This is a genomic window from Thermoanaerobacterium thermosaccharolyticum DSM 571 (assembly GCF_000145615.1).
Lineage (GTDB): Bacteria > Bacillota > Thermoanaerobacteria > Thermoanaerobacterales > Thermoanaerobacteraceae > Thermoanaerobacterium > Thermoanaerobacterium thermosaccharolyticum.
Genome location: NC_014410.1, coordinates 2663099 through 2678558, shown reverse-complemented (window position 1 = coordinate 2678558; position 15460 = coordinate 2663099). Strand labels below are relative to the sequence as shown.

Sequence of the window (15460 nt, the reverse complement as noted above, 5' to 3'; positions counted from 1 at the left end):
ATGGGCATCATAAATAGTACGGGAGGTTTTTATGAATGGATAAGATTTCTTATGCAGTGAAACTTATTAAAGATGGCTATAAACCGTACTATTTTAAGCCTAGTAAAAGCATACCAGCAACATTTGATTCGAAATTGACCTTAATATCTAAAGATGGTGATAAAAAAACTATAGTTTTCACTGGAATGGAAGTAAGTGCTGCTGATAAAGCATTTATGGACTACTTTACAAGTGAAGAGTAGGAAAAAATTGATTTTTATAAATAAAAATGTTGCATATTATAATGAAACGTGGTATACTATAATTCGTAATTTAAATAAGAGATTTAACAACATTTCCCCTTTTTAGGATGAAATGTGGTCTGTTTAAATCTTATAATCTTAAAAAGGAGGAAAGTGTTGTGGCAGATAAGACATTAGTATGCAAAGACTGCGGTAAGGAATTCATCTTTACAGAAGGCGAGCAAGCTTTCTACAAAGAAAAAGGTTTCGAGAATGAGCCTCAAAGATGTCCTGAATGCAGAAAAGCAAGAAAGCAGCAGTACAATAACAACAGAGGCTATAGAAGATAACCTGAGAAAAACCTTATAGAAAAAATCTATAAGGTTTTTTTATGCTTTTATTAGCCTTACGCCTATTATGAGAAGCACAACACCCATTATTTTGAACCAATCAATTGGAGTTTTTTCAACCCCAAATAGCCCAAAATTGTCGATAAGTAGAGCAGCGATCATCTGTGCTGATACTATTATGGATGCAAAAGTAGCTGCACCAAGCTTCGGAATCAGTATGATTGATCCTAAAACGATTATAGAACCCAATATGCCGCCAAATAAAAGGTATGTTGGTGCTTTAAATAAATTCGCAAATTGCCTTATGCTGCCATCTGCGAAGCTTATTACAACTAAAATAATAAGTCCAACTAAATTATTTAAGACTGCAGAGTTTTTTGGTAAAGCTATCTTGCCAAGAGTCGAATTCATCGGCGATTGTAGCCCTAAAGCAAGTCCAACAATAATGGCGCCTACATAAAGCATTATAGAATTCATTTGATGTTCCCCTTTCAAATAGTTTACTTATTTAATATACCATATTTTTAAATTGACAAAAATTAAATTAACTTTTTAATATTTTGTTTTTAATAATTATTATTATATAATTAAAATAGAAACCGATTTGGGAGGGAGAAAAATGAGCTACATACCTGATGAAAATAGATACAACAATATGATATATAGAAGATGCGGAAGAAGTGGCCTTATGCTTCCTGCAATATCACTTGGCCTCTGGCACAACTTTGGCGGATATGATGTGTTTGAAAACATGAGGACAATGGCAAGGAGAGCATTTGACCTTGGTATAACACATTTTGACCTTGCAAATAATTATGGTCCGCCACCAGGTTCTGCAGAAGAAAATTTCGGCAGGATTTTAAAGACGGATTTTAGAGGTTATAGAGATGAATTATTAATTTCAACAAAAGCTGGCTATACTATGTGGCCCGGCCCTTATGGAGACTGGGGTTCAAGGAAATACTTACTTTCTAGTTTAGACCAGAGCTTAAAAAGAATGGGTATTGACTATGTTGACATATTTTATTCCCACAGAAGAGATCCAAATACACCATTAGAAGAGACCATGATGGCACTAGATCAGGCTGTACGGCAGGGGAAAGCCTTATACGTCGGTATTTCAAACTACAATGCTGAAGACACTAAAAAAGCTGCAGAAATACTGAGAAAGCTTGGAACTCCTCTTTTAATAAACCAGCCAAGTTATTCTATGTTTAATAGATGGATAGAAGATGGACTTACAGATGTCCTTGAAGAAGAAGGTATTGGCAGCATAGCGTTTAGCCCATTGGCACAAGGATTATTGACTGATAAGTACCTAAATGGAATCCCTGATGATTCTAGAGCTGCAAAGAAAAATACATCCTTAAAAGGAAATCTCACTGAAGAGAACATAAATAAAGTTAGAGAATTGAAAAAAATCGCAGATAGAAGAGGCCAGAGCATTGCTCAGATGGCTTTGGCTTGGGACTTGAGAAAAGTCACATCTGTAATAATAGGCGCCAGCAGAGTAAGTCAGATAGAAGAAAATGTAAGAGCGCTAGATAATCTTGAATTTAGCGATGATGAATTGAAAGAAATAGATGAGATATTATCTAAATAGATTATGCGTTAGAGCATAGAGGGATTACAGTTTGCCCTCTATTTTTTATGCTTTGTGATATTTGTCACAGAAATAATGGATAGAGTGCCATATAATAATAAGCGTATTGAATATAGTGAAAAATTTGCTATTTAGAAATTTAAAATAAGAAGGAGGAAAAAACATGGGAATGTTTTGCTATCAATGCCAAGAGGCATCAAAAGGCGTTGGCTGTACATTAAGAGGCGTATGCGGTAAGACTGATGATACAGCAAGACTTCAGGATTTGCTCATATACACATTAAAAGGGATAGCTATAGTAAACCAAGAAGCTAGAAAACATGGCTTAAACAGTGAAAATACAGATTCTTTCGTAATCGATGGACTATTTTCGACTATAACAAACGTCAACTTTGACAAAAATTACTTCGTTGGCAAAATTAAAGAAGGCTTAAACCTTAGAGAGTCAATAAAAAACCAATTGAAAGATAATGGAGTTGAATTAAACAATTTGCATGATGCAGCTACATGGAGTGCAGATGAAAGTGAATTTGATGAGAAGGCTTTATCAGTAGGTGTGCTTGCTACTAAAAATGAAGATATAAGGTCTCTAAGGGAGCTTATAACTTACGGCATCAAGGGTATGGCAGCGTACGCATTTCATGCTGCAAACCTCGGCTTTAAAGATCCTAATATATCAGAGTTTATAGAAAAAGCATTAGTTGCTACATTAGATGACAGCTTGAGCGCAAATGATTATGTGTCACTTGCATTAGAGGCTGGTAAATACGGCGTCGATGTGATGGCGCTTCTGGACAAAGCAAATACGTCCACATACGGCAATCCTGAGATCACAAAGGTAAATATCGGCGTCAGAAACAATCCTGGTATCTTAATAAGCGGACACGACTTAAAAGACTTGGAAGAACTGCTTGAACAAACAGAAGGAACAGGTGTTGACGTATATACACACGGTGAAATGCTTCCAGCACACTACTATCCGGCATTTAAGAAGTATTCACACTTTGCAGGAAACTACGGGAATGCATGGTGGCAGCAGGATAAAGAATTTGAAAGCTTTAACGGTCCAATACTCATGACCACAAACTGCTTAACACCGCCAAAGGATTCTTATAAAGATAGACTTTACACAACTGGTGTTGTAGGATTTGAAGGTGTAAAGCATATTGATGCTGGCCCAGATGGAAAAAAAGACTTTACAGAGATAATAGAGCATGCAAAGAGATGCAAACCGCCAGTTGAAATTGAGAGTGGAGAGATAGTAGGGGGATTTGCCCACAACCAAGTTCTGGCGCTGGCAGATAAAGTAGTTGATGCAGTAAAGACTGGTGCTATAAAGAGGTTCTTTGTAATGGCAGGCTGCGACGGAAGGATGAAGTCAAGAGAATACTACACAGAATTTGCAAAAGAACTTCCAAAAGATACAGTTATATTGACGGCAGGATGTGCAAAGTACAGATACAATAAATTAAATCTTGGCGACATAAATGGCATACCAAGAGTACTTGATGCAGGACAGTGCAATGACTCGTATTCATTAGCAGTGATTGCGCTTAAACTAAAAGAAGTGTTTGGACTTGAAGATATAAATGAGCTTCCAATATCATTTAACATTGCATGGTATGAGCAAAAAGCTGTAATAGTATTACTAGCACTTCTGTACCTGGGGGTAAAGAATATTCACTTAGGACCGACACTTCCAGCATTCTTGTCCCCAAACGTTGCAAAAGTTTTAGTTGAAAACTTCGGCATTGGTGGCATTACAAACGTAGAAGACGATATAAGGATGTTTATGGGGAATTAAATATAGAAAAAAAGACGGCTTATAAGTTTTAATTAACTTGTAAGCCGTTCTTTTTTCTTAAATTATGCACCGTATGCTTTTCTGTAGATCTCTGCGATTTCTTTTGTAAGAGGCATTCTCGGATTTGAGCCTGTGCACTGGTCATTAAATGCGATGTCTGACATCTCGTCAATTTCCTTCTCGAATTGTTCTTTATTGATGCCGGCGTCCTTAAGAGTCAGTGGAATATTAAGCTCTTTCATGAGATTCTTTATAGCTTCAATTAAGCTTTCTACGCCTTCTTCAACGGTTGATGCAGGCAGTCCTAAGAATCTGGCGATTTCAGCATATCTTTCTGCTGCCTTTGGATATTCGTATTGCGGATATGCTACAAACTTTGTAGGCTTTTCTGCATTGTATTTGATGACGTATGGGAGAAGTATAGCATTGGCTCTTCCGTGTGGTATGTGGAACTTACCGCCTAGTATGTGTGCCATACTGTGGTTTATTCCTAAGAATGCATTTGTAAATGCCATACCAGCCATGCAGGAAGCATTATGCATCTTTTCACGGGCTACTTCATCATTGCCGTTTTTGTATGCTTTTGGCAGGTATTCAAATACGAGCTTTATCGCTTTTTCTGCCAGTGCATCTGTATAATCTGAAGCCATAACAGACACATATGCTTCTATAGCGTGTGTCAGGACGTCCATACCTGTATCTGCTGTTACAGACGGTGGAACTGTCTTTGTAAGGTCAGGATCTATTATCGCTATATCAGGTGTTAATTCATAGTCTGCCAGTGGATATTTGATATTTCTCTTTTTGTCCGTTATTACAGCGAATGCGGTGACTTCTGAGCCTGTGCCGCTTGTTGTAGGTATTGCTATGAATAATGCTTTTTTGCCAAGCTCTGGGAACTTAAATGCTCTCTTTCTGATGTCTGCAAATTTAAGCCTCAGCGTTTCAAACTCAGTATCAGGATATTCGTAGAAAAGCCACATTCCTTTAGCTGCGTCTATTGCAGATCCGCCGCCTACAGCTATTATCAGATCAGGATTGTATGAATTCATGATTTTTACGCCGTTCATAACTGTATCAACAGATGGGTCTGGCTCAACTTCTGAGAATATTTCGTAGTCGATATTTGCCTTATCTAACTGATATGTCACTTTGTCTACAAAGCCAAGCTTTACCATGAATGGATCTGTGACGATAAAGGCTTTTTTCTTCTTTACTTTGCACAGATACTGCAGTGACCCGCTTTCAAAGTAAATCTTTGGTGGAATCTTGAACCATTTCATTCTATCCTTCCTTATCACAACACGCTTAATATTTAAAAGGTTATTGACACTTACGTTGTCTGTTGTTGAGTTTCTTCCCATAGAACCGCAGCCCAATGTAAGTGATGGCGTGTTTGTATTGTATATATCTCCTATTGCTCCCTGCGATGATGGTGAATTTACGATAAGTCTTCCTGTGCGGACTCTTCTTGCAAATTCGTTTATTACGTCTTGATTTTCAGAGTGTATTACAGCGGAGTGTCCTAAACCTCCAAATTCAGTCATTTCCTCGCACTTTTTGATTCCTTCGTTGTAGTCTTTAACAGTGTAGCAAGCAAGTATAGGGCTTAATTTCTCTCTTGACAGCGGATACTTTGGACCTATACCTTCGTATTCTGCAACTAATATCTTTGTGCCGTCAGGGACTTTAAAATCTGCCATTTCAGCAATCTTTGTTGCCGGTTGACCTACGACTGCAGGGCTCATTGCGCAGCTCTGCTCATCAATTGCAAATTTTTCAAGTTTCTTTATCTCGTCTTTATTTAAGAAGTAGCAGCCGTACTCCTTCATAAGCTTCTTTACTTCATCTGCTATTTCTTCGTCTATTATTACAGCTTGCTCTGATGCGCATATTACTCCGTTATCAAATGTCTTACTTAAGATGAGGTCTGATACAGCTCTCTTTATGTTTGCTGATTTCTCAATGTAGCACGGAACATTGCCAGGACCTACGCCTAATGCTGGTTTGCCTGAGCTGTATGCTGATTTAACCATTCCTGCGCCGCCTGTGGCAAGGATTAATGAGACACCTGGATGTGTCATGAGAAGCTGTGTCGCTTCAATTGACGGTGTTTCTATCCAGCCTATACAACCTTCAGGTGCACCTGCCTTTAATGCAGCTTCATACATTACTTTAGCAGCCGCTATGCTGCATTTTATAGCCTTTGGATGAAAGCTGAATATTATAGGATTTCTTGTCTTTATGGATATTAAGCATTTAAACATTGTTGTGGATGTTGGGTTTGTAACAGGTGTGACACCTGCAATGACTCCTATTGGCTCTGCTACTTCCATGTAATTTTCTTCTATGTTTTCATTAATTATGCCTACAGTTTTTTCATTTTTTATATCGTGATATACGTACTCTGTTGCAAAGAGATTTTTTGTAATCTTATCTTCATATACGCCCATTTTTGTCTCTTCATATGCTAGCTTTGCCAGTTCCACGTGTTTATCTACGCCTGCTAAGGCCATTGCCTTTACTATTGCGTCTATTTGCTCCTGTGTATAGGACATGAATTTCTTCTGGGCTTCTTGAGCTTTTGATACAAGTAAATCTATTTGCTTTTGAACGTCCGTTTCCATTTTTGCCGTTGCCATGAAAAACACCTCCGTGTTAATTAATTAACAAAATTTTTTGAAGCAATAGGCGATTGTTGTAGTGTTTAAACACAAATATAGCTCATAAGTTGCATAATTTGTGGATTAACACATGAAGAATGTAAATATATTTTGTTATACATTTAACAATCACCCTACACTTATATGATATATTATCAATATTATTTTGTCAATATAGAATATTTTTTATAAACGATTAACTAAAAAATATTTTTTTTGATATGAAATCTCTCAAATTGAATTGAAATTCTTTACACACGCTTTACATATAGTATTTCTGAATTGTTGCTTGTGAATTTGCAGTATGGTATAATGTACAAAAAGGTAAAAGGGAGGGAAAGAATTTTGACAAATGAAGAATTCATGACCCTTGTGCTTCAAAGGTTTGATGCTATTGATGAAAGACTATATAACGTAGATAAAAGACTGGACAATTTGGATGCAAGATTGGAAAATGTTGAGAACCGATTGGACAACGTAGATAAAAGATTAGACAATGTAGAGAAGAGACTAGACAATGTAGAAAATAGGCTTGATGATGTAGAGAAGAGGCTTGACAGTGTAGATAAGAGATTTGATGATGTAGAGAAGAGGCTTGACAGCGTAGACAAGAGGTTTGACAGCGTTGATAAGAGGTTTGATGATGTAGACAAGAGGTTTGATAGTGTTGATAAGAGGCTTGGCAATCTTGAAAGACAGCAAAGTGATGTTGACTATATTTTAAAACAGACATTTGAAGAGGTTACAAAACATACAAGCCTACTTGCCAAATTTGAACTGAATTTTAAGAGGATTGATAAAAAATTTGACGTTTTAAATGATCATATCCTAGAAAGAGAGGCAGATGTAAAACTGCTTTTAGATATACACAAGTTAAATGATGTCTAATAGTGCGCGATAGCGCTTTTTTGTTTATCATGATGTACTGTGAAAGGACGAAAGGTGGTATGAGATTTTCGCATGTTTACGTTGAAAAGGATGTTATTGATCATCCAGTTACTAAGAAGATTTTAAATACTTTAAAGAGAAGCGTTGTAATTGAAATAGAAAGGTATGGGGATTTCTTCAATAGGCCGAAGCAGAACTACCTGATGCAAAAAAAATCTCTAAATATCATACTTGCCAAGAAAAGGTACGATATAATATACGAAGGCTCTTATATGTGCGAAGATTTTGGCAACAAGGATTTCTACCACACTTCAAACATATTAAATTGCATCTATTCCTGCGATTATTGTTATCTTCAGGGGATGTATCCATCTGCCAACATTGTAGTATTTGTAAATATAGAGGATTTTTTTAATGAAGTGGACAAACTGACACAGGATAGAAAAATATATTTAAGCATATCGTATGAGACGGATTTGATGGCATTTGAGCCATTTACGGGGTTTTTGTCAATGTGGATAGACTATGCAAAGAAAAATAAGAATTTGACGATGGAGGTAAGGACTAAAAGCGCTAATGTTAACATATTTGAAAACATAGAGATTCCTGATAATGTTATATTTTCATGGTCGCTTTTGCCACAGCCGATTATTTCAATGTATGAGCAACTTACACCATCTCTTGATATGAGGTTAATGACAATAAAAAAAGCAGTTGAGAAAGGATTAAAGGCCAGGATTTCTATAGAACCCATAATGTACATAGAAAATTTTGAAGAGATATACAAGGATTTCATAGATATGTTGTTTAATAAAGTTCCACATCAAAACATACATGATGTCAATATTGGTACATTTCGGATGGTAAAAGAGCAGGCTAAAAAAATAGAAAAGCTCAGGGAAACATCTCCTATCTTTTGTTATGAGACAGAAATAAAAAATGGCATTTGCACGTATAAAAATGACGAATACATGAAAGACTTTGTCTACAACGAATTAGTAAAATACATTGACAAAGAAAGAGTATTTGTAAAATAGTGATTTATATTACAGTAATAATTTCGTTGATAAAGATGATGTAGTGAGATATTTCTCAAATAGCAATGACAGGATATTTGCAAGGACGAAGGCTGTAATAGGAAGGAAAGTTAAGTATTGTCATCCACCTGCCAGTGTCCATGTGGTGGAAGAGCTGTTGAGGGACTTTAAATCGGGGGAAAAGAGCCATGAGGACTTCTGGATAATGATGGGGGACAAATACGTATATATAAGATATTTTGCTGTAAGAGATGAAAATGGAGATTATTCAGGGACACTGGAAGTTACGCAAGACATAGCACCAATTAAAGCTTTAGAAGGTGAGAAGCGACTTATGTCGTAAGTTAAGGGCAGCTATATTCTATAAAAGAATTGGCTGCCCTTATATTATGAGCTTAACTTTTTTCCTTCTATTAAAAAACCAACAGGCACATCCATTACTGCGTTATCATTTAAAAATTTGATATTGGCAGATTTTTTATTTGGATTTAGAGAATTTATCCATACAGGATTGCCATCATAAATAACTTCATAATTCGATGGAGAATTATATATTTCCTCAGCTCTTTCAAATTTCATCAAACCCACTCCTTTCGTGAATAGTATATATTTGTGTGATTAAACTTATACTTTAATTTGATAGATTTATAGGTTGTTTTTAAACAGTCAAAATGTTGACTTTTTAATATTATGTTAATATAATAATAATAGATTTACCTCCTACTACCGATGGGGGGTATACATCGGGTCATCTCATATTAGTGTAATTGATAAATTTAATAAGAGGGTGTTGTATATGCTGAGTTTTATAAAAGATAGGAGTGAATTTGAAGACATAAGAAAAACGGAAGATTTCTTCATGTTGATGTTCTATTCAAATAAGTCACAAAAAAGTTTGGAAGCATTAGATAACTTGAAGAAATTCAGTGATAAAAACAAAGATGTAAAAGTCTATGCATTAAATGCATCAGATGTTAGAGATATTCATCCAGAATTTGGAGTTACTGCTGTTCCAGCACTAATTACTTTTAGCGGTGGGAAAGTGCAGCAGGTAGTCTACGGTATTCAGACGGAAGATTATTACGACAGATTGCTTACTACATCATCTGTAAAACCAAGTGATGGCTCTAAGAAGTACCACAGAGTTGTAGTATATACATCTCCATCATGTCCATGGTGCAGTGCTACAAAGTCGTATTTAAGGCAGAATAATATACCATTTAGAGAAGTTGATGTGACGAAAAATCCTGGTGCTGCTGAAGAGCTTGTAAGGAGAAGTGGACAGAGAGGCGTACCGCAGACAGACATTGATGGAACTATTGTGGTAGGCTTTGATAAGTCAAGATTAAATGCGCTTTTAGGTATTCAAGGATAATAAATTTATTAACATTATTATAGAAAGGATGATGTCTTATGGAAAAGATACAGCCAGTTAACGGCAATGCGCTGATAAGATTAGAAGACACAGAAGGTGATAAAAAAGTAGGTGGCATAATAATACCAAGGAATGCCCAAGAAAAGCTTCATGAAGGTATTGTGGAAGGACTTGCCGCCGGTTCCACTGATGAGATAAGCATAGGAGATAGGGTCATATACAAGGAATTTTCTGGCACAAAAATAAAGCACGGAGATGTTGAGTATTTGATAGTGCCAGTAGATGATATAATAGCTAAATATGTTGATGTTGATGAGATATAGCCGAGACTTATTCTCGGTTTTTTTATTGCCATTATGCCAATTACATTATTTTACATAACATGGAAGTATATAAAAGACAAACTTTGAGAATATATTTATTGATTTTTTTTCATATTAGGGTATAATTAAAACATGGAAGTAATCCCATTAAAATAGTAGGAATTAAAAAGGGAGTGTAAATATGAAGGATACGTTGTTAGAAATAAAAAATGTTAAAGCAGAAGTGGACGGCAAAGAGATATTGAAGGGGTTAAATTTAACTATTAAAAAAGGTGAAATACATGCTATCATGGGGCCTAACGGCAGTGGGAAAAGTACCCTCTGCAATGTAATAATGGGAAATCCACATTACACAGTGACAGACGGCGAGATACTTTTTGAGGGGGAAAATATCGTAAACCTCAAGGTAAACGAAAGGGCAAAGAAAGGAATATTCTTGTCTTTTCAGTCACCGGAAGAGATACCGGGGATTACAGTAGATAATTTCATAAGGACTTCATTAAGTGCAGTTACAAATAAAAACATGCCTATGCTTCAATTTGCAAAAAGCATGAAGGAAAAAATGGATATGCTGGATATGAAACCGGAATACAGGACAAGATACTTAAATGTGGGTTTTTCTGGCGGTGAAAAGAAGAAAAGCGAGATTTTACAGATGGCCATGTTGAATCCTAAGCTGGTTATGCTAGATGAGATAGATTCTGGCCTTGACATAGATGCCTTAAGGGTTGTAGCTGAGACAGTCAGGAAGTTGAAGACAGACGATATGTCAATACTTATAATAACTCACTACAATAGAATACTGGATTATCTGGAGCCGGATGTTATCTCTGTCCTTGCAAATGGTAGAATCGTAAAAGAAGGAGATAAAAATCTTGCAAAGGAGCTTGAGAAGACAGGATATGAAAGCATCTTAGACGAAGTCCTGTCGTAAAGGGGTGAATCAAATGAAAAAAACCATTGTAAATGACATAGATTTTTCCAGGTACAATATCAAAAACGAAGTTAGATACTCGTACAAGACAGAGAAGGGTATTTCTAAAAAAATTGTCGAAGAAATATCTGAGAGGAAAAACGAGCCAAAATGGATGAGGGATTTTCGCTTAAAATCTCTTGAAATATATGAAAGTAAACCTATGCCTACCTGGGGCGTTGATTTAAGCCAGCTTGACATAAATTCAATTGTGGCATATTTAAGCCCTGATACGAAGATGAAAAACTCATGGGATGAAGTGCCTGAAGACATACGAAATACGTTTGAGAAGCTTGGCATTCCTGAGGCAGAGAAAAAAGCGCTGTCCGGCGTTGGAGCACAGTACGATTCGGAAGTCGTGTACCACAGCATAAAAGATAATCTTGCTAAACAAGGCGTAATATTTGAAGATATGGATACGGCTTTAAAGAAGTACCCTGACATAATAAAAGAGTATTTCATGACTAAGAATGTTACACCAAATGACCACAAGTTTGCAGCCCTTCACGGTGCCATATGGAGCGGTGGAACATTCGTGTACGTCCCTGAGAATGTAAAAGTAGAGGTGCCGCTGCAAGCGTACTTTAGGATGAATGCACCTGGTACAGGTCAATTTGAGCACACCCTTATAATAGCTGATAGAGGAAGCGAAGTAAGATTCATAGAAGGGTGTTCAGCACCACAGTATGCAGTATCCAATTTACATGCAGGATGTGTTGAGCTTTTTGTAAAAGAAGGCGCAAGGCTTATATATTCAACGATTGAGAACTGGAGCAAGAACACGTACAACTTAAATACAAAGAGAGCACTGGTTGATAAAGATGGCGTAATAGAGTGGATATCAGGCTCATTTGGCAGCCACAAGACGATGCTTTATCCTTGTTCTGTCCTAAGAGGAAAAGGTGCTAAGTCTGAATACACGGGTGTAACATTTGCAGCAAAAGGTCAGCATTTAGATACGGGTTCAAAGATGATACATTTAGCACCGTACACATCATCAAAGGTGTTGGCAAAGAGTATTTCAAAAGATGGAGGAATTACAAACTACAGAGGGCTTTTAAAAATAGGTCCAAATGCTGAAGGTGCAAAGGCGTCTGTACAATGCGAAGGACTTATGATTGATGAGATATCGAGATCAGATACTATGCCTATTATAGAAGTATTAAATGACAATGTTGATATAGGACATGAGGCAAAAGTAGGAAGAATCAGCGATGAACAGATATTTTACCTTATGACGAGAGGTTTAAGTGAGGATGAAGCAAGGTCAATGATAGTTAGAGGATTTGTAGAGCCTGTGGCGAAGTCACTTCCACTTGAATACGCAGTTGAGCTTAATCGTCTTATAAAGCTTGAGCTTGAAGGCACAATCGGATAAAGGAGATGTTTCTATGATTAAATCGTTAGATTACAATACAATACAAGAGCTTATAAAAAGCAGTGGAAGCGAAGAGAAAGAACTTAGAGTAAAGGGATACGAAGTTTTTTCAAAAGTGCCTATGCCTATGTGGAAGAGAGTGAAGCTTGATGATGTCCATATTCCTTACTACAAAGAATACAAAAGTGCAATAATAAAGAATGAAGAGCAAGATGGCCTTGTTACAGATCTTATAACAAAGGCTTTGATGGATGATGACTTGAACTCATTAAACACGGCCTTAAAACGGAATTTCGGCGTAGATGATAAATTTAAAAATATGGTATTGGCATTTTACAATACTGGATTCAGTATAAGGGCATTGCCTAATTCAAATATAAAATTGCCTATCGCGGTTAATTACGCTGTAAATGGTGACGATGATACGATAATAGACTTAAATCTCATAATAGCGGAGAGAGCATCAAACATGACAGTAATGTTTGACTACAGCTCTGAAAAAAGAGGGTTTCACAATGGATTAACCGTCGTCATAGCCAAAGATGGTTCTAATGTAAACATCGTAAAAATCCAAAGGCTCAGTGATGATTCTTCGAATTTTGACAACAATATAATAATAACAGGAAATGATGCATCAGTTAGATGGACGCAGGTTGATCTTGGTTCAAGAGTAGACGCATACGATATAACGGCCGAACTTGAAGGGACTGGTAGTAGCGCTTACTTAAACTCAATATTTTTAGGCACAAAGAATCAAAGTCATGACATGTCATACAAGGTAAATCACATAGCGCCCAGAACAGAAAGCAATGTTGATGTAAAAGGTGCCTTGAAGGATACGTCGAAGGCTGTATTTAGAGGAAACTTAGATATGAAGCGAGGCGCTAAAAAGGCAAAGGGAAATGAAAGCGAAGTAGTTCTTTTGCTTGATAAGACAGTTAGATCTGATGCTATACCTGCTCTTTGGTGTTCTGAGGACGATGTCCAAGCAAACCATTCTGCCAGCGCAGGACAAATCGACGAAAATAAGCTTTACTACATGATGTCAAGAGGTTTAAGCATTGACGAAGCAAAACTTTTAATGGTTGAGGCAAGTTTTAATCCTGTTATTGACACACTGCCAAGTGATACTATGAGGGAATCTATTAGAGACTACATTGGAAGGAGGATTTCGGGCTGATGCTTGATATTTTAAAGATAAAAGACGATTTTCCTATTTTAAAGTCATCTCCACATGGGAAAAAGCTCATCTATTTTGATAATGCGGCAACGACTCAAAAGCCAACGCAGGTTGTAGAGGCTGTTGCTGACTACTATAAAAAGTACAATGCCAATGTGTACAGAAGCCCTCACTATTTAAGCACTTTGTCGACAGAAAGCTATGAAGAAGCCAGAGAATCCGTAAAAAGGTTTATAAATGCGAAAACATCTGAGTCAATAGTTTTTACTCGCAATGCTACAGAGTCCATAAACTTCATTGCCTACACATGGGGGCTTAAACATATTGGCGAAGGAGATGTGATAGTATTAACGATAGCTGAGCATCACAGCAACATCCTTCCATGGCAGATGGTTGCGGAGAAAAAAGGTGCAAAGCTTAAGTATGTCCACCTTGATGAAGATTCTAGGCTTGATTTAGACGAGTTTAAAAGGACTATCTCAGAAGGGCATGTGAAATTAGTTGCAGTACAGCATGCATCGAATGTATTAGGCATAATAAATCCTGTGGATGAAATCATAGATTTGTCTCATAGAAACGGTGCAAAAGTCTTAATAGATGGTGCACAAAGCATACCGAATATGAAGATAGATGTAGAGAAGCTTGGATGCGATTTTTACGCATTTTCCGGTCATAAAATGTTAGGACCTATGGGAATAGGTGTGCTGTATATAAAAGAAGATCTGCTGGATGACGTTCCTCCATTTTTAAGTGGAGGAGAAATGATAGATGAGGTTTTTGAGGACCATTCTACATTTGCACCATCACCTCTTAAATTTGAGGCAGGGACCCCAAACGTAGAAGGCGCATATGGCCTTATAAAGGCGATTGAGTATATTGAGGGTATAGGGCTTGACAATATTTTAAAGCATGAGCAAGAGCTTACAGAATATGCACTAAGCAAATTAGTTGAGATAGACTATGTGAAACTGTACGGACCGAAAAATGCTGAAAATAGGACGGGCATAATATCTTTTAACGTTTTAAATGTCCATCCACATGACGTTGCCACGATACTTGACCAGGATGGCATAGCAGTAAGAAGCGGTCATCACTGTTGTCAGCCTCTCATGAGGTATTTAGGTGTTCCAGCTACAGTGAGGGCAAGCTTTTACATCTACAACGACAAAAGCGAAGTCGATGCATTTGTGGATGGATTAAAAGATGTTAGGAAGTGGTTTAGATGAGCGATTTAAATCAGCTTTACTCAGAGATAATAATGGAACACTATGAAAACTCACCAAATAGAAGAGAGCTGGAAAACCCTACGATAAAAGAGAGAGGCCACAATCCCCTCTGTGGTGATGACATAACGCTGGAGCTAAAGATGAATGGCGATGTGATAGAAGACGCTTCATTTGTGGGACATGGCTGCGCCATAAGCCAAGCTTCTACATCTATGATGTGCGATCTAATTAAAGGGAAAAATAAAAAAGAAGCCTTAAAATTGGTTGAGAAGTTTATCGATATGATTCACAAAAAAGATGTGGACCTTGACGAACTAGGAGATGCACAAATCTTGCAAGGTGTATCTGACTTTCCAGCCAGAGTGAAGTGTGCGCTACTGGCGTGGAAGACGCTAGAGAAGATTATATAGAATGTATTGCGCTTTAACAATTTGTTAAG

General features: G+C 37.0%; 17 protein-coding genes. 14 read left to right on the top strand and 3 right to left on the bottom strand.

Features of this window, described 5'->3' with window-relative positions; genetic code table 11:
• The first annotated feature begins 35 nt into the window (after window positions 1-35).
• Entirely contained in the window at window positions 36-242 is a 207-nt protein-coding gene (locus TTHE_RS13135) for a hypothetical protein (RefSeq protein ID WP_013299057.1), read from the top strand.
• Window positions 243-400: 158 nt separating this feature from the next.
• Window positions 401-571 carry a zinc-ribbon domain-containing protein gene (locus tag TTHE_RS13130; RefSeq protein ID WP_013299056.1) on the top strand — a complete coding sequence of 57 codons (171 nt, stop codon included), beginning with the start codon at window positions 401-403 and terminating at the stop codon, window positions 569-571.
• Window positions 572-610: 39 nt separating this feature from the next.
• On the opposite strand, the gene TTHE_RS13125 is transcribed toward TTHE_RS13130, so the two are convergent.
• The gene (locus TTHE_RS13125; RefSeq protein WP_013299055.1) at window positions 611-1048 is read right to left on the bottom strand and encodes a DMT family transporter; all 438 of its coding nucleotides are present in this window, start codon (window positions 1046-1048) and stop codon (window positions 611-613) included.
• A 142-nt stretch (window positions 1049-1190) separates the two neighbouring features.
• Here TTHE_RS13125 and mgrA point away from each other — a divergent pair, with 142 nt between their 5' ends.
• Both mgrA and hcp read left to right on the top strand, forming a co-directional pair.
• The gene (gene mgrA / locus TTHE_RS13120; protein WP_013299054.1) at window positions 1191-2174 is read left to right on the top strand and encodes an L-glyceraldehyde 3-phosphate reductase; all 984 of its coding nucleotides are present in this window, start codon (window positions 1191-1193) and stop codon (window positions 2172-2174) included.
• A gap of 163 nt (window positions 2175-2337) precedes the next feature.
• Entirely contained in the window at window positions 2338-3978 is a 1641-nt protein-coding gene (gene hcp / locus TTHE_RS13115; RefSeq protein ID WP_013299053.1) for a hydroxylamine reductase, read from the top strand.
• A gap of 62 nt (window positions 3979-4040) precedes the next feature.
• Here hcp and adhE read toward each other — a convergent pair whose 3' ends face one another.
• A complete protein-coding gene (gene adhE, locus TTHE_RS13110) occupies window positions 4041-6620 on the bottom strand; it encodes a bifunctional acetaldehyde-CoA/alcohol dehydrogenase (protein ID WP_013299052.1) in 2580 nt (859 codons plus the stop codon).
• 366 nt (window positions 6621-6986) lie between these two features.
• Here adhE and TTHE_RS13105 point away from each other — a divergent pair, with 366 nt between their 5' ends.
• Genes TTHE_RS13105 through TTHE_RS13095 form a run of 3 tightly spaced genes read left to right on the top strand, consistent with a single transcriptional unit; the run spans window position 6987 to window position 8909 of the window.
• Window positions 6987-7529, top strand: a complete 543-nt coding sequence (locus tag TTHE_RS13105) for an LA_3659 family protein (RefSeq protein ID WP_013299051.1) — start codon at window positions 6987-6989, stop codon at window positions 7527-7529.
• Between the two features lie 59 nt (window positions 7530-7588).
• Window positions 7589-8566 carry an SPL family radical SAM protein gene (locus TTHE_RS13100; protein ID WP_013299050.1) on the top strand — a complete coding sequence of 326 codons (978 nt, stop codon included), beginning with the start codon at window positions 7589-7591 and terminating at the stop codon, window positions 8564-8566.
• Between the two features lie 43 nt (window positions 8567-8609).
• Entirely contained in the window at window positions 8610-8909 is a 300-nt protein-coding gene (locus TTHE_RS13095) for a PAS domain-containing protein (protein WP_041587490.1), read from the top strand.
• A 44-nt stretch (window positions 8910-8953) separates the two neighbouring features.
• Here the strand turns inward: TTHE_RS13095 and TTHE_RS13090 are convergent, their stop codons facing one another.
• On the bottom strand, window positions 8954-9145 hold the full coding sequence (locus tag TTHE_RS13090) for an H-type small acid-soluble spore protein (protein WP_013299049.1): 192 nt from the start codon (window positions 9143-9145) through the stop codon (window positions 8954-8956).
• Between the two features lie 217 nt (window positions 9146-9362).
• On the opposite strand from TTHE_RS13090, the gene TTHE_RS13085 reads away from it, so the two are divergent.
• The 7 genes from TTHE_RS13085 to sufU all read left to right on the top strand — a co-directional run bounded on the left by TTHE_RS13085 (window position 9363) and on the right by sufU (window position 15431).
• A complete protein-coding gene (locus tag TTHE_RS13085) occupies window positions 9363-9941 on the top strand; it encodes a glutaredoxin domain-containing protein (RefSeq protein ID WP_013299048.1) in 579 nt (192 codons plus the stop codon).
• Between the two features lie 38 nt (window positions 9942-9979).
• Entirely contained in the window at window positions 9980-10264 is a 285-nt protein-coding gene (locus tag TTHE_RS13080) for a co-chaperone GroES (RefSeq protein WP_013299047.1), read from the top strand.
• Between the two features lie 181 nt (window positions 10265-10445).
• Window positions 10446-11198 (top strand): Fe-S cluster assembly ATPase SufC, encoded by a 753-nt coding sequence (gene sufC, locus TTHE_RS13075; RefSeq protein ID WP_013299046.1) that lies wholly within the window; start codon window positions 10446-10448, stop codon window positions 11196-11198.
• Between the two features lie 13 nt (window positions 11199-11211).
• Window positions 11212-12615 carry a Fe-S cluster assembly protein SufB gene (gene sufB / locus TTHE_RS13070; RefSeq protein WP_013299045.1) on the top strand — a complete coding sequence of 468 codons (1404 nt, stop codon included), beginning with the start codon at window positions 11212-11214 and terminating at the stop codon, window positions 12613-12615.
• A gap of 13 nt (window positions 12616-12628) precedes the next feature.
• Entirely contained in the window at window positions 12629-13795 is a 1167-nt protein-coding gene (gene sufD, locus TTHE_RS13065) for a Fe-S cluster assembly protein SufD (RefSeq protein ID WP_013299044.1), read from the top strand.
• Window positions 13795-15021, top strand: coding sequence for a cysteine desulfurase (locus tag TTHE_RS13060; RefSeq protein WP_013299043.1), 1227 nt, complete (start codon window positions 13795-13797; stop codon window positions 15019-15021). The genes sufD and TTHE_RS13060 overlap by 1 nt, the downstream gene beginning before the upstream one ends.
• On the top strand, window positions 15018-15431 hold the full coding sequence (gene sufU, locus TTHE_RS13055; RefSeq protein WP_013299042.1) for a Fe-S cluster assembly sulfur transfer protein SufU: 414 nt from the start codon (window positions 15018-15020) through the stop codon (window positions 15429-15431). The genes TTHE_RS13060 and sufU overlap by 4 nt, the downstream gene beginning before the upstream one ends.
• Window positions 15432-15460 lie beyond the last annotated feature (29 nt).